This is a genomic window from Pseudomonas lijiangensis (assembly GCF_018968705.1).
GTDB classification, from domain to species: domain Bacteria; phylum Pseudomonadota; class Gammaproteobacteria; order Pseudomonadales; family Pseudomonadaceae; genus Aquipseudomonas; species Aquipseudomonas lijiangensis.
Genome location: NZ_CP076668.1, coordinates 5,731,265 through 5,752,970, shown reverse-complemented (window position 1 = coordinate 5,752,970; position 21,706 = coordinate 5,731,265). Strand labels below are relative to the sequence as shown.

18 protein-coding genes are annotated in these 21,706 nt (G+C 58.8%); 12 read left to right on the top strand and 6 right to left on the bottom strand.

Annotation, left to right across the window (positions count from 1 at the left end; genetic code table 11):
* The first annotated feature begins 92 nt into the window (after positions 1-92).
* The 3 genes from KQP88_RS24635 to KQP88_RS24625 all read left to right on the top strand — a co-directional run bounded on the left by KQP88_RS24635 (position 93) and on the right by KQP88_RS24625 (position 4,054).
* Positions 93-1,304, top strand: a complete 1,212-nt coding sequence (locus KQP88_RS24635; RefSeq protein WP_025262569.1) for a YeeE/YedE family protein — start codon at positions 93-95, stop codon at positions 1,302-1,304.
* Between the two features lie 137 nt (positions 1,305-1,441).
* A complete protein-coding gene (locus tag KQP88_RS24630) occupies positions 1,442-2,335 on the top strand; it encodes a bestrophin family protein (protein ID WP_216706039.1) in 894 nt (297 codons plus the stop codon).
* 114 nt (positions 2,336-2,449) lie between these two features.
* A complete protein-coding gene (locus tag KQP88_RS24625; protein ID WP_216704441.1) occupies positions 2,450-4,054 on the top strand; it encodes a glucan 1,4-alpha-maltotetraohydrolase domain-containing protein in 1,605 nt (534 codons plus the stop codon).
* A gap of 27 nt (positions 4,055-4,081) precedes the next feature.
* On the opposite strand, the gene KQP88_RS24620 is transcribed toward KQP88_RS24625, so the two are convergent.
* The 3 genes from KQP88_RS24620 to aspA form a co-directional block, all read right to left on the bottom strand.
* Positions 4,082-5,083 carry an asparaginase gene (locus KQP88_RS24620; RefSeq protein ID WP_200994386.1) on the bottom strand — a complete coding sequence of 334 codons (1,002 nt, stop codon included), beginning with the start codon at positions 5,081-5,083 and terminating at the stop codon, positions 4,082-4,084.
* Between the two features lie 26 nt (positions 5,084-5,109).
* The gene (locus tag KQP88_RS24615) at positions 5,110-6,561 is read right to left on the bottom strand and encodes an alanine/glycine:cation symporter family protein (RefSeq protein ID WP_216704440.1); all 1,452 of its coding nucleotides are present in this window, start codon (positions 6,559-6,561) and stop codon (positions 5,110-5,112) included.
* A gap of 282 nt (positions 6,562-6,843) precedes the next feature.
* Positions 6,844-8,268, bottom strand: coding sequence for an aspartate ammonia-lyase (gene aspA, locus KQP88_RS24610; RefSeq protein WP_198727915.1), 1,425 nt, complete (start codon positions 8,266-8,268; stop codon positions 6,844-6,846).
* 473 nt (positions 8,269-8,741) lie between these two features.
* On the opposite strand from aspA, the gene KQP88_RS24605 reads away from it, so the two are divergent.
* The gene (locus KQP88_RS24605) at positions 8,742-9,644 is read left to right on the top strand and encodes a LysR substrate-binding domain-containing protein (RefSeq protein ID WP_200986382.1); all 903 of its coding nucleotides are present in this window, start codon (positions 8,742-8,744) and stop codon (positions 9,642-9,644) included.
* 35 nt (positions 9,645-9,679) lie between these two features.
* Here the strand turns inward: KQP88_RS24605 and KQP88_RS24600 are convergent, their stop codons facing one another.
* Positions 9,680-10,369 (bottom strand): hypothetical protein, encoded by a 690-nt coding sequence (locus KQP88_RS24600; protein ID WP_216704439.1) that lies wholly within the window; start codon positions 10,367-10,369, stop codon positions 9,680-9,682.
* Positions 10,370-10,700: 331 nt separating this feature from the next.
* Here KQP88_RS24600 and purE point away from each other — a divergent pair, with 331 nt between their 5' ends.
* From purE to KQP88_RS24580, 4 genes are all read left to right on the top strand, one after another.
* Positions 10,701-11,192, top strand: coding sequence for a 5-(carboxyamino)imidazole ribonucleotide mutase (gene purE / locus KQP88_RS24595; RefSeq protein WP_025262557.1), 492 nt, complete (start codon positions 10,701-10,703; stop codon positions 11,190-11,192).
* 9 nt (positions 11,193-11,201) lie between these two features.
* Positions 11,202-12,284, top strand: a complete 1,083-nt coding sequence (locus KQP88_RS24590) for a 5-(carboxyamino)imidazole ribonucleotide synthase (RefSeq protein WP_216704438.1) — start codon at positions 11,202-11,204, stop codon at positions 12,282-12,284.
* Positions 12,285-12,411: 127 nt separating this feature from the next.
* Positions 12,412-12,660 (top strand): GlsB/YeaQ/YmgE family stress response membrane protein, encoded by a 249-nt coding sequence (locus KQP88_RS24585; RefSeq protein WP_025262555.1) that lies wholly within the window; start codon positions 12,412-12,414, stop codon positions 12,658-12,660.
* Positions 12,661-12,738: 78 nt separating this feature from the next.
* The gene (locus KQP88_RS24580; RefSeq protein ID WP_025262554.1) at positions 12,739-13,272 is read left to right on the top strand and encodes a DUF3299 domain-containing protein; all 534 of its coding nucleotides are present in this window, start codon (positions 12,739-12,741) and stop codon (positions 13,270-13,272) included.
* A gap of 9 nt (positions 13,273-13,281) precedes the next feature.
* On the opposite strand, the gene KQP88_RS24575 is transcribed toward KQP88_RS24580, so the two are convergent.
* Together KQP88_RS24575 and KQP88_RS24570 are read right to left on the bottom strand one after the other, a co-directional pair.
* Entirely contained in the window at positions 13,282-14,181 is a 900-nt protein-coding gene (locus KQP88_RS24575) for a D-hexose-6-phosphate mutarotase (protein WP_216704437.1), read from the bottom strand.
* Between the two features lie 93 nt (positions 14,182-14,274).
* Positions 14,275-14,676 (bottom strand): acyl-CoA thioesterase, encoded by a 402-nt coding sequence (locus tag KQP88_RS24570; RefSeq protein ID WP_025262552.1) that lies wholly within the window; start codon positions 14,674-14,676, stop codon positions 14,275-14,277.
* Between the two features lie 432 nt (positions 14,677-15,108).
* On the opposite strand from KQP88_RS24570, the gene KQP88_RS24565 reads away from it, so the two are divergent.
* The 4 genes from KQP88_RS24565 to pstA all read left to right on the top strand — a co-directional run bounded on the left by KQP88_RS24565 (position 15,109) and on the right by pstA (position 21,667).
* On the top strand, positions 15,109-16,398 hold the full coding sequence (locus KQP88_RS24565; protein WP_216704436.1) for an MFS transporter: 1,290 nt from the start codon (positions 15,109-15,111) through the stop codon (positions 16,396-16,398).
* A gap of 160 nt (positions 16,399-16,558) precedes the next feature.
* On the top strand, positions 16,559-17,557 hold the full coding sequence (locus KQP88_RS24560; protein ID WP_200994380.1) for a phosphate ABC transporter substrate-binding protein PstS family protein: 999 nt from the start codon (positions 16,559-16,561) through the stop codon (positions 17,555-17,557).
* Between the two features lie 390 nt (positions 17,558-17,947).
* Positions 17,948-19,981: an ABC transporter permease subunit gene (locus KQP88_RS24555; RefSeq protein ID WP_200994431.1), complete on the top strand. Its 2,034-nt coding sequence runs from the start codon at positions 17,948-17,950 to the stop codon at positions 19,979-19,981.
* 15 nt (positions 19,982-19,996) lie between these two features.
* Positions 19,997-21,667 carry a phosphate ABC transporter permease PstA gene (pstA, locus tag KQP88_RS24550; RefSeq protein ID WP_216704435.1) on the top strand — a complete coding sequence of 557 codons (1,671 nt, stop codon included), beginning with the start codon at positions 19,997-19,999 and terminating at the stop codon, positions 21,665-21,667.
* Positions 21,668-21,706: the final 39 nt, after the last annotated feature.

Here is a 21,706-nt window from a genome sequence, read left to right as displayed (position 1 = left end):
CGACAGGGCCGTGGTTATCGGACCAGAGCCCCAGTGGCGTACAACGAGGGGATATACTGCGCGGGACTGTTTTCCCTGCTGAGATTTTCCCAATGAGTACTTCCCTTTCGGCTGCGCCTTCGCGCAAGCCCGGTGCGACGTTGGTCGCTGTTCTACTGCTGTTGTTCGCTGCGCTTTTTTTGCTCAGTAGCACCAATGTGCGTCAGGTGCTGTTGCTGATCGTGGGTGCTGCACTGGGCCTTACGCTTTATCACGCTGCATTCGGTTTCACATCTGCGTGGCGGGTCTTCATCAAGGAGCGACGTGGCGCAGGCTTGCGTGCCCAGATGGTCATGCTGGCGTTGGCGGTTGTGCTGTTCTTCCCGGCATTGGGCGCGGGCACGCTGTTTGGTCAGCCGGTAAACGGGCTGGTCGCACCGGCAGGTGTTTCGGTGGTGTTCGGAGCGTTCATCTTCGGTATCGGGATGCAACTGGGCGGCGGGTGTGCCTCGGGAACACTGTTCACTGCCGGTGGCGGCAATGCGCGGATGCTGGTGACTCTGCTGTTCTTCATTCTCGGCTCCCTGATTGCGACTCACCATGTCGACTGGTGGTTCTCCCTGCCATCCTTCCCGGCCACGTCCATCGTCAAAAGCTTTGGCGTGATCCCCGCTCTTGGCCTGAGCCTGGCGGTATTCGCGTTCATTGCGTGGCTGACGGTACGCCTGGAAAAACGCCGTCATGGCGAGCTTGAAGCGCCTGTCACCAGTGAGCACCGTGGCCTGCAGCGCTTCGTGCGCGGTCCCTGGATTCTGGTCTGGGGTGCGGTGGCCCTGGCGTTGTTGAACTATGCGACTCTGGCGCTGGCCGGACGGCCTTGGGGTATCACGTCGGCTTTCGCCCTGTGGGGTGCCAAAGTGGCAGGCAGCCTTGGCGTGGATGTCGGCAGCTGGGCATTCTGGCAGATGCCTGCTAATGCCAAGGCGCTGGCGGCTCCGGTCTGGGAAGACATTACCAGCGTGATGGACGTCGGCATCATGATCGGGGCCTTGCTGGCTGCCGGGCTGGCGGGGCGTTTTGCACCGAATCTGAATATCCCGGCGCGCTCGCTGATCGCTGCCGTGGTGGGCGGTCTGCTGCTGGGTTACGGTTCTCGTCTGGCTTATGGCTGCAACATTGGCGCGTACTTCAGCGGTATTGCCTCGGGCAGTCTGCATGGCTGGCTGTGGCTGATGGCGGCTTATGCCGGCAACGTTGTCGGTGTCCGTTTCCGGCCATTCTTTTTCGCTTCGGAACGCCCTCAAGTGGCCTTGAGCGGCTGCTGAGGGCGTCCGATTGTCTGGCATAAAAAGCGGTCGATGGCGAACCATCTGCGCTAAAGGCATTCAAACCCTCGGTAGTAGGTCGGGTATTTGCAGTCCCGCACTTTTATCGACGAGGTGATTCTTTGCGTCAGGCGATCATGGAGAAGTGCCGGTTTCTGAACAAGACAATCGGTTATGTGGGGTGGTCGCTTTTCTGGCTGCTGATCTGGGACGTGATTGTGACGGTCGACTTCATGTTGTACCTGGAGCGCAAGATCACCCTGCCATCGATGCCGTTGACGCTGCTGGGTTCGTCCCTGGTGGTGTTGATCAGCTTTCGTAACTCCAGCGCCTACAACCGCTGGTGGGAAGCCCGAACCTTGTGGGGCGCACTGGTCAACAGCTCCCGCAGCTTCTCCCGTCAGGTATTGACGCTGATTGATGATGAGGACGGCATCAATCCGATCAAGGCGTTGTTACTGCGTCGCCATGTGGCTTACGTGAAAGCCCTGGCGGCGCATTTGAAGGGTGACATCACCAAGGCCGATATACAGGCCCTGATTCCCCGCGAAGAGTTCGAGCGCCGTCTGGACACCAATAACTTCCCCAACGACCTGCTCAATGCCAGCGCTGCACTGATTGCCAACGAATACAAGGCCGGGCGCCTGGACAGCATTCGCCTGGCGCGCCTCGAATCGACGATGGTGGATCTCTCCAACTGCCAGGGCGGCATGGAGCGGATTGCCAACACCCCGCTGCCGTATCCCTACGTCGCATTCCCCAGGTTGTTCATCACCCTGTTCTGCCTGATCGTGCCTATCGGTCTGGTGGAAACCCTCGGCTGGTTCACGCCGCTGGCGTCGACGGTCGTGGGCTTCATGCTGCTGGCCATCGAAAAGATCGGTACAGACCTGCAAAGCCCGTTTCGTGCCAGCGAACACGAAATCCAGATGACCGCGCTGTGCGAGAACATCGAGCGTAATCTGGATTCGATGCTCAAAGGTGCCGAGGTGGAAAGCAAGTCCAGACAAGTCCCGGCGCTGCAGGAATAAGGGCGAGCCTTTTCGTGAAAAACTGAAAGGACGTCCTGTCAGTTCTATCAGGTTACACGCCCACGGACGGTGCCTACTCTGGCGATAACTTCCTTCTTCCTGAGGAGTATCGCCATGAACCTTTTCAAGCTCGGTGCGATTTCAGTCCTTTTGCTGGTGGCTCAGGTCTCCAGTGCAGAAGATCTTCGCGGCAATACCCCCGAGGGCACTCGTAGCGATGGCAATGATGAAATCGTGCTGCAGGGGTTTCACTGGAATTCCAGCCGCTCAAGCCCCGGGAGTTGGTACAGCACGCTCAAGACCATGGCTGCGCAGATCCGCGCCGATGGCTTTACCTCGGTCTGGATGCCGGTGCCCTGGCGTGATACCTCACGCTGGAGCGATCCTGGGTCGGGCGCTTCGGGTGGTGGCGAAGGGTATTTCTGGCAGGACTTCGACAAGAACAGCGCCTATGGCAGCGATGCCGAACTCAGGCAGGCCGTGGATGCCTTGAGCGTTGGCAATGTCAAAGTGATCTATGACGTGGTGCCCAACCATATGGATCGACAACACGTCGGGCCTGCTCTCAAGGATGCCCTGAGCGACAAGACGGCCTGGCGCGACGGTTGCGCCCAGTGTGACGATGGTGATCCTTTCATGGGCGGCGATGCCGACCTCAATACGCAAAAGCCCGAGGTGTTCAATCTCTTCAAGAACGAGTTCCTGAATCTGCGGGACAACTATTCCGCCGATGGCCTGCGTTTCGATTTTGTAAAAGGTTACAGCGCTACGACTGTGGATAACTGGATGAAAGCCTTCGGTGACCAGCAGTTCTGCGTGGGTGAGCTCTGGAAGGCACCGAATGAATACCCTGCCAATGACTGGCGACATAACGCTACCTGGCAGGACAGTCTGAAAGTCTGGTCCGATCAGTCGCATTGCACGGTATTCGATTTCGCGCTCAAGGAGCGCATGCAGAACGCCGGGATTGCCGAATGGCGATATGGGCTCAACGGCAATCCCGATCCAGCCTGGCGCGCGGCAGCCGTGACCTTTGTGGATAACCATGACACCGGTTATTCGCCGGGCGCCAATGGCGGTCAGCATCACTGGTCCCTGCCCGAGCCTCTCAGGGATCAGGCCTATGCCTACATTCTCAGCAGCCCAGGCACACCTGTCGTCTACTGGCCGGACATGTATGACTGGCCGCGGGGCCAACTGCTGCGCCAGTTGATAGAAATACGCCGCACGGCCGGTATCAAGGCCGATTCCGCGATCAGCTTTCTGGACAACCACTCAGGGCTGGTTGCCGAGGTGACTGGCTCGCAACAGATGCTGCTGGTTGCGCTTGGCTCCGACTTCAAGAGCGAGAGTGTGCCAGCCAGTTTCAGTCAGGCGCTGGTTGCGGGCGACAACGGCGCCATACGGATCTGGCGTGCCAAGGGGGTCGATGTGCAGTTTCGCTGCGACAAGGGTGAAACCCGGGTCGGCGAAAGTGTGTATGTGGTGGGATCGGGTTTCGAACTGGGCGAGTGGAATCCCGCAAAAGCCGTGCGCCTGGATGATCTGAGCCAGTATCCGGCCTGGCGAGGGCACATCCGGCTTGCCGACAATACCCGCTATGAATGGAAATGCATCGTGCGCAGCGAGAATGACCCGAGGCAGGTCATCAAGTGGCAGGAAGGAGGGAATACAGTGTTTGTCGCAAATGAAAAAGGTAGCACTGCGGCTACCTTTTAGGTCCTGCTTTCTGCGTGGGAGAGTTGCTTAACGCAGCTCTCCACACAGATCCAGCTCCACCAGACGCCGGACTTCTTCAATCTTCAAACCAGCACCCAGCAGCGCATGCAGTTTGCCAAGCGCTGCTTCGCGGGTCATGCCGCCACCGGACAATACGCCCACGCCGCGCAGCTTGCTGCCCGCTTCGTAGACGTCCAGTTCGACACCCCCTTCATGGCATTGAGTGATCGCGACCACGCAAACGCCCTGTTGCTGCGCTCGCTCCAGGCTGGCCAGGAACGCGGGGTTATCGCTCGGGCCGGTGCCGCTGCCGTAGCATTCCAGCACCAGACCTTTGATACCGCTGTCGATCAGACCATCGATCTGCGCGGCCCCGATGCCCGGGAACAGTGGCAATGCTGCGACATGCGCCAGCGCCTTGGTCTGGCGATAATCCAGCGCCTCGGGCAACGAGGTAGCCGCCTGACCGCCACGGGAGCGTTGCAGTGGTGCGAACGGATGACGACCGAAGCTGCGGATCTTCGCGCAACGAGTTGGGGCCATCAGTTCTCCGTGGAAGTACAGGTGAACACCCGACGCCAGACCCGAACCCAGTGCCAGCAGGGCGCCGTTGACGTTTTCCCAGGCATCGCTGTCCGGGACGCCGGCAGGCAGCATGGAGCCGGTAAAGACGACCGGTGCATCGAGCCCCAGCAACTGGAAGCTGGTCGCAGCAGCGCTGTAGGCCAGGGTGTCGGTGCCATGCAGCACCAGCACCGCGTCGCAGCCTTCATCCACGGCTTCGATCACCGCTGCACGCAGGCGCAGCCAGTAATCGGGCGTCATGTTGGCGCTGTCGATCAGAGGCGACATCTCGCGAAAACGCCACTGTGGAACCACCAGTTCCGGCAGGTCGGCCAGTTGCCCGGCCATCCTTGCCTCGAAACCTGATGCTGGAGCCAGGCCATTGGCACTGGCTTGCATGCCGATGGTGCCGCCGGTGTAAAGAACCATCACTCGCTGAGCGGGTTGGGGTGCATCATGAGCCATGGTTCTCTCCTGCGGCGTTTCGGTGGTTAGTGTGCTTGTGAAGCTGGTTTGGCTGCCGCGTCAACGCTGCCTTGAGGCTGTTGCGTCGGGTTGGCTGGCCAGGCGTTGCGGTCCAGATCCAGATCCGGGAACTTGCTGGAATCGAAGACCGGGATCTTGATGCCTGCCTTACGCTGGGCATCGTAGTCACGCATGATACGCATGGCGACCTTGAACAGCAGGGCAAGGGCAATCAGGTTGACGAAGGCCAGCAGGGTCATGGCGATGTCGGCGAAGGCGAACACCGTCTTGAGGTCAACCACTGCACCCCAGAAGATCAGAGCCAGAACCACGACGCGGAAGCCGATGATGGCCTGGATCTTCTCGCCTACCAGGAAGCGCAGGCTGTTTTCGCCCAGGTAGTAGTTGTAAAGGATCGAGGTGAATACGAACAGTGCCAGCGCAACGCTGATGAAGATCCGGCCCCAGTCGCCTACTACGGCTGCCAGAGAGTTCTGTGCCAGAACGATACCGTTGCCGCTGTAGCCCACGTCATAGATACCGGACAGCAGGATCAGCAAGGCCGTACAGGTGCAGATCACGAAGGTGTCGAGGAATACGCTGAACGCCTGAACCACGCCTTGGGCAACCGGGTGCTCGACCTGTGCAACGGCGGCAACGTTCGGGGCACTGCCCAGACCGGCTTCGTTGGCGAAGACGCCACGTTTGACGCCCATCACGATTGCGCTGCCGATCAGGCCACCGAACACAGGGTCAAGACCGAAGGCGCTTTTGACGATGGTCAGCAGCATGGCTGGAACGTGGTCGATCTGAATGGCGATGACGTAGATGGTCACTGCGATGTAGATCAGGGTCTTGACCGGTACCAGCAGGTCGGAAATGGCAGCGATACGCTTGATGCCACCGATGAACGCCAGGCCCAGCAGTACGACCAGGCAGATACCGGTGGTCGTGTGGTCTACGCCGAAGGCGCTATTGAGCGAGTCGGTCACGGCATGGGATTGCAGGCCGTTGAAGGAGAGACCGAAAGTCATGATCAGCAGGACCGCCATGACCATACCCAGCCAGCGTTTGCCCAGACCGTGCTGGATGTAGAACGACGGACCGCCGCGGAACTGGCCTTCGGAGTCTTTGCGTTTGTAGAGCTGAGCGAGGGAACACTCGATGAAGCTGCTGGACATGCCGACCAGCGCGGTCACCCACATCCAGAATACGGCACCCGGGCCGCCCAGTGTTACGGCAAGGCCGACACCTGCGATGTTGCCTGCTCCGACGCGGCCCGCAAGGCTGAGCATCAGTGCCTGGAACGAACTCAGTTGACCCGAGCTGCTACGCAGACTGTCGCGAAAGACCGCGAACATGTGGAAGAAGTGACGAAACTGAACGAAACGCGAGCGGATCGTGAAGTAACCACCAAGGCCTACGATAAGGACGATGAGGACCTTTCCGGAGAGGAAGTCGTTAATCATTTCCAACATTTTTGTTATTCCTCGCTACTTTTGAGGGGGCGCACTATACCGGTGCAAAGTTTTTACGTCTGTAGCCGCTTTGTTGTGTAACTGAATCTTCATTTGCGGTGCGAAACGAATGCTTTTGCCAGGACCTCAGCAAAAACGGGCTTTTCAGGTGCTTGATGCCCTCCTTTGGGTCGTCAGCAAGCAGGCAAAAAAAAGGGTCTGGAGAATCACTCCCAGACCCCCAAAAGGTGAGGGGTGTCTAGGCCCTCAACCTGGTGAGCATGTTGCGAAAATCATTTTCGGTCAGGCCTTCAGAGGGGCCAGACGCGGAGCGATCATGTTCTCCGGACGCAGGATGTCATCCAGCATTGCGTCGTCGAGCAAGCCTTCTTCGCGGACCAGTTCCAGTACGCCGCGGCCACTTTCCAGGGCGATGCGAGCGATACGGGTCGAGTTTTCGTAACCGATGTAAGGGTTCAGTGCGGTGACCAGGCCGATGGAATGCTCGACCAGTTCACGGCAGCGCTGTTCGTTGGCAGTGATGCCGACGATGCAGTGCTCGCGCAGCATGTCCATGGCACGTTGCAGCAGGCGGATCGAGTCGAAGATCTTGTAGGCGATCAGCGGCTCCATGACGTTGAGCTGCAATTGGCCACCTTCGGCTGCCATGGTCAGGGCCAGGTCGTTGCCGATGATTTCAAAGGCGACCTGGTTGACGGCTTCCGGAATGACCGGGTTGACCTTGCCTGGCATGATCGAGCTGCCCGGCTGACGCGCTGGCAGGTTGATTTCGTTGATGCCGGTACGTGGGCCGCTGGACAGCAGGCGCAGGTCGTTGCAGATCTTCGACAGCTTGACCGCAGTACGCTTGAGCATGCCGGAGAACAGTACGAAGGCACCCATGTCGGAAGTCGCTTCGATCAGGTCGGCAGCAGGAACCAGTGGATGGCCGCTGATGATTGCCAGGCGCTCGACCGCCAGCTTCTGGTAGCCCGGGTCGGCGTTGATGCCGGTACCGATTGCAGTACCGCCCAGGTTCACTTCGGTCAGCAGCTCCGGAGCCAGGGTGCGCAGGCGGTTCAGGTCTTCGGTCAGGGTGGTGGCGAAGGCACGGAATTCCTGACCCAGTGTCATCGGAACAGCGTCCTGCAACTGGGTACGGCCCATTTTCAGAACGTGGCTGAATTCTTCACCCTTGGCGGCGAAAGACTGGATAAGGCTTTCGAGGCTGGCGAGCATGGCGTCATGGCCCAACAGCAGGCCCAGACGGATGGCCGTCGGGTATGCGTCGTTGGTCGACTGAGCCATGTTCACGTCGTTGTTGGGGTGCAGATGCTTGTATTCGCCTTTCTCGAAGCCCATGGCTTCCAATGCGATGTTGGCGATGACTTCGTTGGCATTCATGTTGGTTGAAGTGCCAGCGCCGCCCTGAATCATGTCGACGACGAACTGATCGTGGAAGTCGCCGCGAATCAGACGTGCACACGCTTCGCTGATGGCTGCGTGCTTGGCATCGTTGAGGTGTCCCAGCGTGTGGTTTGCATCAGCTGCCGCCTGCTTGACCATGGCCAGTCCAACGACCAGTTTCGGGTAGTGCGAAAGCGGTACGCCGGAGAGGTGAAAGTTATTCACTGCTCGCAGGGTCTGAATACCGTAGTAGGCGTGAGCAGGTACTTCGAGAACACCAAGCAGGTCTTTTTCGATGCGCAGTGATGCAGGCGAGGACATGATAGATATCGTCTCAAATAAGGCACAACAATGCCGGAACGCCGCGAATGTTGGGGTTTGAGCGGTAAGTTGACCAATGCTGTTAAACGCTGCCCTATGCAATAACGGCATAATGCACATGTGACGTGGGTTTCTCTTTGTTCGTAAACAGGACAAAATGTCGCACTTGTATTTGTTTTTGTCGCAGAGGCGACGTTATCTGGCAAATTGCACGGCAAAATGAATCGGCATATGCGGAGTAAATGTCCCTGTTAAAGGGGGCATGTCGTTGCGCAGTAGGAGCAAGGCCGATCAGTTAAGGTCATAAATCACTTTGTGGGAGGCAGCTTGCTGGCGACTCTAGCGTACAGACGCAGAATATCTGCCGGTTCTCAGCCTTTTTCGCCAGCAAGCTGCCTCCCACATGTTTTGTTTGTTGCGTCTTGTTTGATCGGGGTGAATTCATTCATGCCCCGAATGTCCGGGAGGACGTGATGAACCTGGAAAGCAAATGGCTGGAAGATTTCAGTGCCCTGGCTGCCACCCGCAGTTTTTCCCAGGCGGCAGAGCGTCGTTTCGTGACGCAGCCAGCCTTCAGCCGCCGCATCCGCAGTCTGGAATCGGCCCTTGGGCTGACGCTGGTCAACCGTTCTCGGACCCCTGTTGAACTGACAGCTGCCGGGCAGTTGTTTCTGGTGACGGCTCGCACCGTTGTCGAACAGCTCGGTGAAGTGGTGCGCCATCTGCACCATCTGGAAGGCGGTCAGGGTGAAGTCATTCAGGTCGCGGCGGCACATTCCCTGGCGCTGGGGTTCTTCCCCCGCTGGATTGCCCAGTTGCGCAATGAAGGTTTGAACATTGCGACCCGGCTCGTGGCGACCAACGTCGGCGATGCCGTTCATGCATTGCGCGAAGGTGGCTGTGATCTGATGCTGGCCTTCTATGACCCGGATGCCGCCCTGCAGATGGATGCGGAAATTTTCCCGTCACTGCATCTGGGCCACACCGAAATGCTGCCGGTCTGCGCCGCCGATGCCAACGGCCAGCCGCTGTTCGATCTGGAGAATGAGCAGAGTGTGCCGCTGCTGGCCTACAGCGCCGGTGCTTTTCTGGGGCGTTCGGTGAATCTGTTACTGCGTCAGCGCAGCCTGCGATTTACCACCGTGTATGAAACGGCAATGGCCGACAGCCTCAAAGGCATGGCGCTCGAAGGGCTGGGGATTGCCTGGGTGCCGCACCTGAGTGTGCGGGCTGAACTGGAACGTGGCGAACTGGTGGTGTGCGGTGGGCCGCACTGGCACGTCCCTCTGGAAATCCGCCTGTATCGCTGTGCGCTGGTGCGCAAGGCCAATGTCCGGTTGCTGTGGCGCAAGCTGGAGGGCGGCACCGCTCAATGAAGGCTGTGCCGCGTCAGATGAACTTGCAGGCGGGTTTACGGGAACTGATTCAAGTGCTCGGCTATGTTCTTTTTATTCTGGGCACTGTAGATATAGCAATTGGCTCTTATCTGTTGGCGAGTGGGCGTTATATTGGTTTCACACCACCAGCCGCCTCTGAATAACACTTCCGAGTGCTCATGAAGTCCACCCAGCATATGACCTATTTCATGGGCTGCTGTGGTATAGGTCTGTATGGAGGCTATCGCTGCATAGTGCCTCTCACGGGTATAACCCAGCGTTTTTTCATTGACAGGGTTGCGGGTCAGGAGCAGGAATTTAGTTGTCCCGTTTCGGGGAAGATTGTTTTCCTGAATATGGCGATCTACAAAACTATCCCATTCCTGCTGGCCTCTTTGCAGGTCAGTGGTTTGATAGCGAAAGCCGCTCAGCGTTGATTTTTTATCAATGATATCGAGATAGACCCTGCGGCCCGTGAAGCTTTCAAGGTCTTTTATCATCCATGAAAAATAATCTTTCTTCAGATTGACCCGCTCGGCAGCGGGTATGTCGTCATGCAGGAATACATACAGGAACAAGGGCCGTTTTTCCTGGGCTTCACTGATGCCAATAGACAGGAGGGTTATCAACAGCAATGCACTCAGTATCCCTGAGCGTTTTTTGAAATTCATTTTCATATAAGTTAATCCATTAACAGAGTTGCAGTTTTTATCGGAACGCGTCATGTCGTTCATTGAGTGGGTGAGTCAAAGAGGTAACGGGAAATTACGAAGGTTTGTCAGTTGGCTTTTGCTTCGCGAGAAGTAGTGGAGGGCAGACACAATCTGTAGGAATGGCTGCTGCGGATTTGTCGCTCATGGGGCTGTCTTGCAGGCTGTTGGCGAGCTTTGCATGCAGATGGTCGTCAGGGGGGCTGTCATCCTTGCGCTTTGAGGTATACTGCGCGGCCTTTGGCCGGTTGAATCGGCCATTATTCCTACAACAAGCCACGCCGGCCTTCCCGCGTGGCTTGTTGTTTTTTGACGCGCCTGCGGGCGCCCGATGAGAGGCACGACGATGAGCGCACTGGTTGGCGTGATCATGGGCTCCAAGTCCGATTGGTCCACCCTTAGCCACACCGCCGATATGCTGGAAAAGCTCGGCATCCCGTATGAAGTCAAAGTGGTGTCTGCCCACCGGACGCCGGATCTGCTTTTTCAGTACGCTGAAGAAGCCGAAGGCCGTGGCATCGAAGTGATCATCGCCGGTGCTGGCGGTGCTGCTCACTTGCCGGGCATGTGTGCTGCCAAGACACACTTGCCGGTACTGGGCGTTCCGGTTCAGTCCTCGATGCTGTCGGGCGTCGATTCCCTGCTGTCCATCGTGCAGATGCCGGCAGGCATTCCTGTGGCGACCCTGGCCATCGGCAAGGCAGGCGCGATCAACGCCGCTCTGTTGTCCGCCAGTATCCTGGGCGCCAAGCATCCTCAATTCCATGCAGTGCTGAAGAAATTCCGCACTGAGCAGACAGACAGCGTGCTGGACAATCCAGACCCGCGCCACGCCTGAGGTTTTTCCATGAAGATCGGTGTAATCGGTGGCGGCCAGCTGGGCCGCATGTTGGCTTTGGCAGGTACGCCGCTGGGTATGAACTTCGCCTTTCTCGACCCCGCACCGGATGCTTGTGCTGCCGCGCTGGGTGAGCATCTGCGTGCCGATTACGGCGATCTGGATCACCTGCGTCAGTTGGCCGATGAAGTCGATCTGGTGACGTTCGAGTTTGAAAGCGTGCCAGCCGAAACCGTGGCGTTCCTGTCGCAGTTCGTGCCGGTCTATCCGAGCGCCGACGCCTTGCGCATCGCTCGCGATCGCTGGTTCGAGAAAAGCATGTTCAAGGACCTGGGCATCCCGACGCCTGCGTTCGCGGATATCCAGTCTCAGTCTGACCTGGATGCAGCCGTGGCCAGCATCGGCCTGCCTGCCGTGCTGAAAACCCGCACCCTGGGTTACGACGGCAAGGGCCAGAAAGTCCTGCGCACGGCTGCCGATGTGGTCGATACCTTTGCCGAGCTGGGCAGCGTGCCTTGCCTGCTGGAAGGTTTCGTACCTTTCACCGGTGAGGTTTCGTTGATCGCCGTGCGTGCCCGCGATGGTGAAACACGCTTCTATCCGCTGGTACACAACACTCACGATAACGGCATCCTGCGCATTTCCATTGCCAGTACCGATCACCCGTTGCAGGCACTGGCTGAAGATTACGTCGGTCGTGTCCTCAAGCAGCTCGATTATGTCGGCGTGCTGGCCTTCGAGTTCTTTGAAGTCGATGGCGGCCTGAAAGCCAATGAAATCGCGCCGCGTGTCCACAACTCCGGGCACTGGACCACCGAAGGCGCCGAGTGCAGCCAGTTCGAGAACCACCTGCGGGCGGTTGCCGGTCTGCCATTGGGCTCCACGGCCAAGGTCGGTGAGAGCGCAATGCTGAACTTCATCGGTGAAGTACCAGCCGTGGACAAGGTCATCGCCATCGATGACTGCCATCTGCATCACTACGGCAAAGCCTTCAAGGCCGGTCGCAAGGTGGGTCATGCCACCGTGCGCAGCGCCGATCGTGCGACCCTGGACCGTCAGGTCAAGCTGGTCGAGGCACTGATTCAAAACTGATTGCCTCTGATTCCGGGCCCTTTGTTTTCAAGGGGCCTGGAACCAATCCTCTCTCCGTGTTCTCAGATAGCAGTAAGCCAAGGCTGCAATCGGGTCTTGGCGTGTCCAACACACTGGGGGAAATGACATGGGCATTATCGGAACCATCTTTATCGGCTTGATCGTCGGCCTGCTGGCGCGCTTTCTCAAGCCAGGCGATGACAGCATGGGCTGGATCATGACCATTCTGCTGGGCATCGGCGGTTCTCTGGCTGCGACCTATGGCGGTCAGGCGCTGGGCATCTATCAGGCGGGTGAGGGCGCAGGTTTCCTGGGCGCGCTGGTCGGTGCAATCATCCTGCTGTTTATCTTCGGCATGATTAAAAAGAAGAGCTGATCTTCATTTAATGGCCCTCTGCAATGTGCAGAGGGCTAGAATGCGCCGCAGTCTTTCCTGCCCTTGCCGAGCTCTATGATGCGTCGTTTTCTGTTGATGACCCTGTTACTGGTATCCGGCCTCGTGCATGCCGAGATTCCCGAGACCGACTGGCTTGAGCTCATGCCCAAGTCGGACCAGAAAGCCCTCGAAGCCATGCCCGAAATCGATCACAACTCCCCTGAAGCCATGGGGACCTTCGACAGCAAGGGTGGTTTGAAGCAGAGCAAAGGGCTGCCCGCCGTCATGTATTCGACCAAGACCGTGGCCGACATGAATGGCAAGACGATCCGCCTCGGCGGTTATCCGGTACCGCTGGAAACCGATGCCAAGGGCCACAGTACTTTATTCTTCCTCGTCCCTTATCCGGGTGCCTGCATCCACGTGCCGCCACCGCCTCCGAACCAACTGGTGCTGGTTCGTTACCCCAAAGGCCTGAAACTGGATGATATCTACACACCTTTGTGGGTAGTGGGTACGCTGAAAGTTGAGAAGGTCAGTAACGATCTGGCCGATGCGGCCTATGCGATGGATGCCTCAAAGGTCCGCGTCGTGGTCGACTCGGACCTCTGATAGCCGGGTTTAGAGCGCTTCACTCCAGATACTGATCCCCAGGACATGCATGTCCTGTGGCGCCAGAGTCACGACATCGTCCAGCACGTTGGCGGTTTCGACGCAGACCATGCGCTGCCAGCCATCGGGCTTCATGTCGACGAGCTTGCTGGTCTTGTCTATCCACGGGTTCCACAGGACAGCGGATTTCGAGCCGCTGGTCTGGATGTGAACCCGGCGTTTCCACTCTGGATCGACGATGCTGAGCAATGGCGGCGTATCTTTGTAGATGCGGTCGGTTTCGCCGACGAACGTCAGATCGCCGCTCTGCTGGCGTTCTTCCCAGTTTTCCAGGGTTTCGATATAGCGCAGGCCATCGAGGCCTTCGATGTGGATCTGGTGAATATCGCTGATTGCGAAGTAAGTGTGCAGCGCCTGGCTGAAGCTTACGGTTTCGCTTCCGTTGTTGTAGCTGACCAGGCTGACATTGAGTGCATGGTCCAGGCGGATGCTGAGTTTCAGGGCAACGTTGTGCGGCCAGCCGGGTAAATGACCTTCAGCCTGCGGCAGGACGAACTCCACCAGCAGCGCATCGCCATCTTCACCAATCCCCAGCAGTTCCCAGTCCAGCGTGCGGACTTCCCCGTGGGCTTTGGCGGGCTCGCTGCTCTGGCGCATCGCCTGTACGCTTTGCGGGTTGCGCTCCAGGCTGCCGAACCATGGCCAGCAAACCGGAATACCGGCACGAATCGGTTTGCCTTGCTTGAACAGCGCACCATCGTTCAGCCAGATCAGAGGCTCCTGGCCTGCGACCTGATAACTGAGGATGTGCGCGCCTTGCTGGGCAACCAGCAGCTCTGCATCGCCATGACGGATACGCCAGCAATTCAGCTCGTCGTATTTTACGGATTCAACCTGCGGTGTTGGCATGCGAAGTTCTCACTCAAGGACCGTGACATGAATAGACGCTTTCAAGGTCGAGGAGTTTAGCCTTAACCGGCCGGTCTTTGCCCGAACGGCAATTTACCGCCGTGCCGGGACCGAACGTGTCCGGCCGCTGCTGTCGATGGCCACGAAGACGAACACGGCTTCGGTGACCTTGCGCCATTCGCTGCTCAACGGGTCGTCGCTCCAGACTTCGACCATCATCTTGATCGAGGTACGGCCGACTTCCAGGGTCCGTGTATAGAAGGAAAGCTGTTCGCCAACGGCCACCGGCACCAGGAATGCCATGCGGTCGATCGCAACGGTGGCGACACGCCCGCCGGCGATCTTGCTGGCCATTGCGGTGCCTGCAAGGTCCATCTGTGACACCAGCCAGCCGCCAAAGATATCGCCGAAACCATTGGTTTCACGGGGCAGGGCTGTAATTTGCAAGGCCAGGTCGCCTTGTGGGGTTGGATCTTCTTGTTCGAGCTCAATCATGCCTAGGGTGCCTCTGACCCATGACTCTCATTGTTTTCTACCGCGGTTGACAGGTGCCATTCAAAACTACGTCGGTGAACATTGTGTGTTCAGCCGACCTATGGCTCCAAAAGGGAAACTCTGCGAAAGCCGCTGGCTAAAGAGGTTTTTGCGCAGTTTCCCGATGCGCGTGACGGTCTGCGAGTATATCGGGCGTTGCGTCACAGCACGACCATTGGGCTTTCTTTTTACCGAGCGCCGCTTCTGCTAGGTGTTTTTTGAAACAATTTGCTATCTTGCCTGACCTCTACAGGTGACAAGACTGCCTGTACACGCAATTTTGGTGCCTATCTGCACAATTGCCCCGGACAATCGCTTCTGCACGCCACCCCGCCGCAGCCAGCGTAGCTGTCGTTCGCTCATTCAAAGAAAAGCCCAAAGAGAAGCCTTGTCATGTCATCCGTACCTTTAGATTCCGCGAAGCCAGCGCGGCCTTTGACCCGCAGCGATTACAAAACCTTGTCGCTTTCAGCCCTGGGTGGGGCGCTGGAGTTTTACGACTTCATCATTTTCGTCTTCTTCGCGGCGGTGGTCGGGAAGCTGTTCTTCCCGGCGGACATGCCCGACTGGCTGCGCATGATGCAGACCTTCGGCATTTTTGCTGCCGGTTATCTGGCAAGACCGCTGGGCGGCATCATCATGGCGCACTTCGGTGACCTGCTGGGCCGCAAGAAAATGTTCACCCTGAGCATTCTGATGATGGCCGTGCCGACCCTGATCATGGGTCTGCTGCCAACCTACGCTCAAATCGGCATGTGGGCACCGATCCTGCTGCTGTTGATGCGCGTCATTCAAGGCGCTGCGATTGGCGGTGAAGTGCCGGGCGCCTGGGTATTCGTGTCCGAGCACGTTCCGGCCCGTTATGTCGGTTATGCCTGTGGAACGCTGACGGCCGGCCTGACGGCGGGCATCCTGATCGGTTCGCTGGTGGCGACCGTGATCAACAGCATCTACACACCGGTCGAGGTTTCCGACTACGCATGGCGCATTCCTTTCCTGCTGGGCGGTGTGTTCGGCCTGATGTCGGTCTACCTGCGTCGTCTGCTGCACGAAACCCCGGTGTTTGCCGAACTGCAACAGCGCAAGGCGCTGGCCGAAGAGCTGCCGCTCAAGGGCGTGCTGCGTGATCATCGCGGTGCCGTTGTGCTGTCGATGCTGCTGACCTGGCTGCTGTCGGCCGGGATCATCGTCGTGATCCTGATGACGCCGACCCTGCTGCAGACCAAATACGAATTTCCGGCGGCCACTGCCTTGAAGGCCAACAGCCTGGCGATCATTTTCCTGAGTCTGGGTTGTATCGGTGCGGGCGCGCTGGCGGATCGTATCGGCGCGGGCCTGGTATTGCTGCTGGGCAGCGCGGGTCTGTTGATCAGCTCCTGGACTTTCTACCATGTGCTGGCCGCCCATCCGGACTGGCTGTTCCCGCTGTATGCCGTGACCGGTCTGTTCGTCGGCACCATCGGCGCCGTGCCGTACGTCATGGTCAAGGCGTTCCCGCCTGTGGTGCGTTTCTCGGGGCTGTCGTTCTCCTACAACGTCGCGTATGCCATCTTCGGCGGCCTGACCCCGATGGTCGTGACCCTGATGCTCAAGACCAGCCCGATGGCTCCGGCCTGGTACGTGGCGGCGCTGAGCGGCCTGGGCATGGCGTTGGGCCTGTATCTGCTCTCCAAGAAGCGCTGATTGCCTCTCGCTGAAGCATTTTGTCTTGCATGAAGGCCGTCATCCCGAAAGGGGGACGGCCTTTTCATCTTATTGTCACAATCAATTCATAGAGTATTCATACGGCCCACCAATGACGGCAGGTCTCAGATCCTCTACATCCCCTGCAGGAGCGCAAGGCATGACACTCAAGAGCTGGATGACCGCACTGACATTCGCTGCCGCCGCAGTTGCGACAGCCAATTCCTTCGCTGCTGTTGACCCTGCGATCAAGCCTTACGCAAAAACCACGGGTGTGTCCGGAAACCTCTCCAGCGTGGGTTCCGATACCCTGGCAAACCTGATGACCCTGTGGGCCGAGGCCTACAAGAAAGAATACCCAAGCGTGAACATCCAGATTCAGGCCGCAGGTTCCTCCACTGCGCCGCCAGCCCTGACGGAAGGCACTGCCAACCTCGGGCCGATGAGCCGCAAGATGAAGGACGGCGAGTTGTCGGCGTTCGAGTTGAAGCATGGCTACAAGCCGACCGCCATTCCGGTCGCCGTGGATGCCCTGGCCGTGTTCGTGCACAAGGACAACCCGATCAAGGGCCTGACCATGCAGCAAGTGGACGCGATTTTTTCCGTGACCCGTCTGTGCGGTGCCAAGGCTGATGCCAAAACCTGGGGCGATGTCGGCGTGACCGGCGACCTGGCGAGCAAGCCGATCCAGTTGTTTGGCCGTAACTCGGTGTCCGGCACCTATGGCTACTTCAAGGAAGAGGCGCTATGCAAAGGTGACTTCAAGGCCAACGTCAACGAGCAGCCGGGTTCGGCTTCGGTGGTCAGCGCCATCAGCAGCTCGCTGAACGGCATTGGTTACTCGGGTATCGGCTACAAGACTTCCAGCGTCAAGACTGTACCGCTGGCCAAGAAGGAAGGCACAGAGTTCGTCGAGGACAATGAAGCCAACGCCTTGAATGGCACTTACCCGTTGTCGCGTTTCCTGTACGTATATGTGAACAAGGCGCCGAACAAGCCTCTGGCACCGCTGGAAGCCGAATTTCTGAAGCTGGTGCTGTCCAGACAGGGCCAGGAAGTGGTGATGAAGGACGGTTACATCCCGTTGCCGTCCCGCGTGGTGGAAAAGGCATTGGCCGATCTGGGCCTGCAAGGTACCTCGGGTGTCGCTTCGAAATAACAGCAGCATGAGGGGAGGCTGAAGGATTGGCCTCGCAAGCAATTGAACAGTCCGCTGCCGGTTTTCCTGGGCGGCGGGCTTTTTTGCGTCACCTTACTGTAATGTTTTTGTCATATAAGGCCGTTACGGTGTGCGCGCATGAATGATCTGGCTAAATCGAGAATGAATCAGAGTTCACCTCCAGCGCGCATTGATTTCAATACGCCCGAGATGCTGCGCAAGCGCCGCGTTCGTGCCTTCAAGGACCGCCTGACCCGCTGGTATGTCGCCATCGGTGGCCTTGCCGTGCTGGCCGCTATCACGCTGATCTTTTTCTACCTCGCCTATGTCGTCGCGCCGTTGTTCAAGGGTGCCAGCCTGAGCGTCAAGACGCCGCTGAACGCTACCTGGATGCAGGACGCGGGCAAGCCGCTGATGATTACCATCGAAGAGCAGAACCAGATCGGCATGCGGGTTTCCGACAAGGGCGAAGTGATCTTCTTTGATATCAAGGAGGGCAGCGAACTGCAGCGCATCAGCCTGCCGCTGCCGGCCGGAGTGACCGTTGCGTCCATCGGCAAGGATCAGCCCGGCGCGCCGCTGATTGCCTTGGGTCTGTCCAATGGTCAGGTGCTGATCTTCAAGCATGCCTACCAGACGACTTATCCGGACAACAAGAAAACCATCACCCCGAGCATTGCCTGGCCTTACGGCGAGACGCCGCTGGTGCTGGACGATCAGGGCCGGCCGGTGGAGTACGTTACCGTCAGCGCCAGTGGCGACAATCTCAAGGTTGCAGGTTCAACCGGCACCCAGTTGCACGTCTTGGCGCTGGAGCAGACCGAGAACATGATGACGGGCGAGATGACCCGCGAGCAGAGCCATATCGATCTGCCGCAGATGTCCGCTGCCGTCAAAGCCATCTATATCGATCCTCGCCAGCAATGGCTGTATGTGATCAATGGCCGTGCCCAGGCCGATGTGTTCAGCCTGCGTGACCGTACCCTCAATGGTCGTTACAAGCTGCTGGAAGACGGCAACGCGGAAATCACCGCCAGCGCTCAACTGGTGGGCGGCATTTCACTGATCATCGGTAACTCCAAGGGCAGCATGAGCCAGTGGTTCATGGCCCGTGATACCGATGGCGAGCAGCGCTTCATGCGCGTTCGCGACTTCAAGATGAGCCACGCGCCGATCGTGCAGATCAGGGCCGAGCAACGTCGCAAGGGTTTCATCGCTCTCGATGCTTCCGGCAAGCTGGGCGTATTCCACAGCACGGCCCATCGCACCTTGCTGGTCGATCAGGTGGTGGAAGGCTCGGGCATTCTTGCGTTGTCGCCACGGGCCAACCAGATTCTGGTCGAGAGTTCAGGCCTGCTGCTGCCCATGACGCTGGATAACCCGCACCCGGAAGTGTCCTGGAGTTCGTTGTGGGGCAAGGTCTGGTACGAAAACTACGATTCGCCTCAGTATGTCTGGCAGTCCACGGCGTCCAACAGCGATTTCGAGCCCAAGCTGAGCCTCGCGCCGCTGACCTATGGCACGTTGAAAGCCGCGTTCTACGCCATGATCCTGGCTGCGCCGCTGGCCATTGCTGCCGCGATCTATACCGCCTACTTCATGGCACCGGGCATGCGCCGCAAGGTCAAGCCGGTCATCGAGCTGATGGAAGCGATGCCGACGGTGATCCTCGGCTTCTTTGCCGGATTGTTCCTGGCGCCGTATCTGGAAGGCCATTTGCCCGGCATCTTCAGCCTGCTGCTGTTGACGCCTATCGGCATTCTGCTGGCAGGCTTCCTGTGGACCCGCTTGCCCGAGTCGATCCGCCTGCGTGTGCCCGATGGCTGGGAAAGCGCGATTCTGCTGCCGGTGGTGTTGTTGGTGGGCTGGTTCTCCCTGGGCATGAGCCCGCATCTGGAGAACTGGTTCTTCGGCGGCGACATGCGCATGTGGATCAGCAATGACCTGGGCATCACCTACGATCAGCGCAATGCACTGGTCGTGGGTATCGCCATGGGCTTTGCGGTCATCCCCAATATCTACTCGATTGCCGAAGATGCGGTCTTCAGCGTGCCGCGCAGCCTGACCCTGGGTTCGCTGGCCCTTGGCGCGACGCCCTGGCAGACCCTGACCCGCGTGGTGATCCTGACGGCCAGCCCCGGCATCTTCTCGGCGCTGATGATCGGCATGGGCCGTGCCGTGGGTGAAACCATGATCGTGCTGATGGCCACCGGCAACACGCCGATCATGGACATGAACCTGTTCGAGGGCATGCGCACTCTGGCGGCCAACGTTGCCGTGGAAATGCCCGAGTCGGAAGTGGGAGGCAGTCACTATCGCGTGCTGTTCCTCGCGGCGCTGGTGCTGCTGGTGTTCACTTTTGTCATGAACACCCTGGCAGAGCTGATTCGTCAGCGCCTGCGCAAGAAATACTCGTCGCTTTAAGGAAGGCAGAACTTAGTGAAACGGGACTCTCTCAAGAGCTGGTTCAAAAGCGGCGCCCCCGGCGTCTGGCTGAGTGCGGGCGCTGTTTCCATCGCGGTGATCATGACCATCGGGCTGCTGGCGGTGATTGCCGTGCGTGGCCTGGGGCATTTCTGGCCGGCGGATCTGGTGCATGCGCAATACGATGTGCCCGGTCAGCCCCCGCATGTGCTGATCGGCGAGCGGGTCGAGCAGGAGCAGGTGCCGCTTGCGCGTCTCAAAGGGGCTGGCTTGCCTGTCCCGGAAAATGGCCCCGAATTCATGACCCGCGAGCTGTTCAAGGTCGGCAACCGTGACCTGAACCCCAGCGATTTCACCTGGGTGGTCGGTGAATGGCTGACCGGAGAGAGCCTGCCTGCCGAACTGATGACCCTGGAGCGACGTGAGTGGGGCAACTTCTACGGCTATCTGGTCAACGTCAAGGAAAACGGCACGGTCGTGGCTGAAGGCGAAGCGGCCTGGCCGACCCTGCAAGAGCGCATCAAGCGTGTCGAGAAGCTGGCCGACGAGCTTTACAGCCTGGAAAAGAAAGATATTGGCGCCATCAACTACGGTATCGAGCGTCTGCGCCTGCAGGCCCGCAAACTTGAGCTGGAAGGCCGGCTCGATGCGACGGCTCAGGCGGACATGGCTGCCGAGCGGGCCGAGCTGGATGCCCGCTATAAAGTGATCGAAGAGCGGCTTGGCGGCCTGCATCAGGCGTTCGACCGGGACAGCCTGACCGCCCGCGATGCCAACGGCAAAGAGGTGGAGATCAGTCTGGGCAAAGTGGTGCATGCCTATCAGCCCAATGCCATGGGGTTCTTCACCAAGATCGGTTTCTACTTCAAGAAACTCTGGGAATTCCTGAGCGAGGATCCACGGGAAGCCAACACCGAAGGCGGCATTTTCCCGGCCATTTTCGGCACGGTGATGATGACGCTGATCATGGCCGTGATTGTCACCCCGTTTGGCGTACTGGCAGCGGTCTATCTGCGTGAGTACGCACGCCAGGGCACGGTCACGCGGCTGATCCGCATTGCCGTGAACAACCTGGCCGGTGTGCCTGCCATCGTCTATGGCGTGTTTGGCCTGGGCTTTTTTGTCTATGTGCTGGGCGGCTCTCTGGACCACCTGTTCTTCCCCGAAGCGCTGCCTGCGCCGACTTTCGGCACGCCGGGCCTGTTGTGGGCGTCGCTGACTCTGGCACTGCTGGCCGTTCCGGTGGTGATCGTGGCCACCGAAGAAGGTCTGGCGCGCATTCCCCTGAGTCTGCGTGAAGGTTCGCTGGCGCTGGGTGCGACCAAGGCCGAGACCCTGTGGAAAATCGTCTTGCCCATGGCCAGCCCGGCAATGATGACCGGTCTGATCCTGGCGGTGGCCCGTGCCGCAGGCGAGGTCGCGCCCTTGATGCTGGTGGGTGTGGTCAAGCTGGCACCGTCTCTGCCGCTGGATGGCAACTACCCCTACCTGCATCTGGATCAGAAGATCATGCACCTGGGGTTCCATATTTATGACGTGGGCTTCCAGAGCCCCAATGTCGAGGCCGCACGTCCGCTGGTATATGCCACGGCCTTGCTGCTGGTGCTGGTGATCGCCTTGCTCAACCTGTCGGCGGTCGCCATTCGTAACCATTTGCGCGAGAAGTACAAGGCGCTCGACAACTGATCCGAAAGTACCGCCCCGCACTGGCAGGGCGGTTCGATG

Bases quoted from the DNA above. Each gene is read 5' to 3' on its own strand.
- KQP88_RS24615 (WP_216704440.1), bottom strand. From the start codon at position 6,561: ATGTTGGAAATGATTAACGACTTCCTCTCCGGAAAGGTCCTCATCGTC.
- KQP88_RS24565 (WP_216704436.1), top strand. From the start codon at position 15,109: ATGTCATCCGTACCTTTAGATTCCGCGAAGCCAGCGCGGCCTTTGACC.
- KQP88_RS24600 (WP_216704439.1), bottom strand. From the start codon at position 10,369: ATGACGCGTTCCGATAAAAACTGCAACTCTGTTAATGGATTAACTTAT.
- KQP88_RS24570 (WP_025262552.1), bottom strand. From the start codon at position 14,676: ATGATTGAGCTCGAACAAGAAGATCCAACCCCACAAGGCGACCTGGCC.
- KQP88_RS24625 (WP_216704441.1), top strand. From the start codon at position 2,450: ATGAACCTTTTCAAGCTCGGTGCGATTTCAGTCCTTTTGCTGGTGGCT.
- KQP88_RS24575 (WP_216704437.1), bottom strand. From the start codon at position 14,181: ATGCCAACACCGCAGGTTGAATCCGTAAAATACGACGAGCTGAATTGC.
- KQP88_RS24620 (WP_200994386.1), bottom strand. From the start codon at position 5,083: ATGGCTCATGATGCACCCCAACCCGCTCAGCGAGTGATGGTTCTTTAC.
- KQP88_RS24555 (WP_200994431.1), top strand. From the start codon at position 17,948: ATGCAGGACGCGGGCAAGCCGCTGATGATTACCATCGAAGAGCAGAAC.
- KQP88_RS24605 (WP_200986382.1), top strand. From the start codon at position 8,742: ATGAACCTGGAAAGCAAATGGCTGGAAGATTTCAGTGCCCTGGCTGCC.
- KQP88_RS24560 (WP_200994380.1), top strand. From the start codon at position 16,559: ATGACACTCAAGAGCTGGATGACCGCACTGACATTCGCTGCCGCCGCA.
- KQP88_RS24580 (WP_025262554.1), top strand. From the start codon at position 12,739: ATGCGTCGTTTTCTGTTGATGACCCTGTTACTGGTATCCGGCCTCGTG.
- KQP88_RS24635 (WP_025262569.1), top strand. From the start codon at position 93: ATGAGTACTTCCCTTTCGGCTGCGCCTTCGCGCAAGCCCGGTGCGACG.
- purE (WP_025262557.1), top strand. From the start codon at position 10,701: ATGAGCGCACTGGTTGGCGTGATCATGGGCTCCAAGTCCGATTGGTCC.
- aspA (WP_198727915.1), bottom strand. From the start codon at position 8,268: ATGTCCTCGCCTGCATCACTGCGCATCGAAAAAGACCTGCTTGGTGTT.
- KQP88_RS24630 (WP_216706039.1), top strand. From the start codon at position 1,442: ATGGAGAAGTGCCGGTTTCTGAACAAGACAATCGGTTATGTGGGGTGG.
- KQP88_RS24590 (WP_216704438.1), top strand. From the start codon at position 11,202: ATGAAGATCGGTGTAATCGGTGGCGGCCAGCTGGGCCGCATGTTGGCT.
- KQP88_RS24585 (WP_025262555.1), top strand. From the start codon at position 12,412: ATGGGCATTATCGGAACCATCTTTATCGGCTTGATCGTCGGCCTGCTG.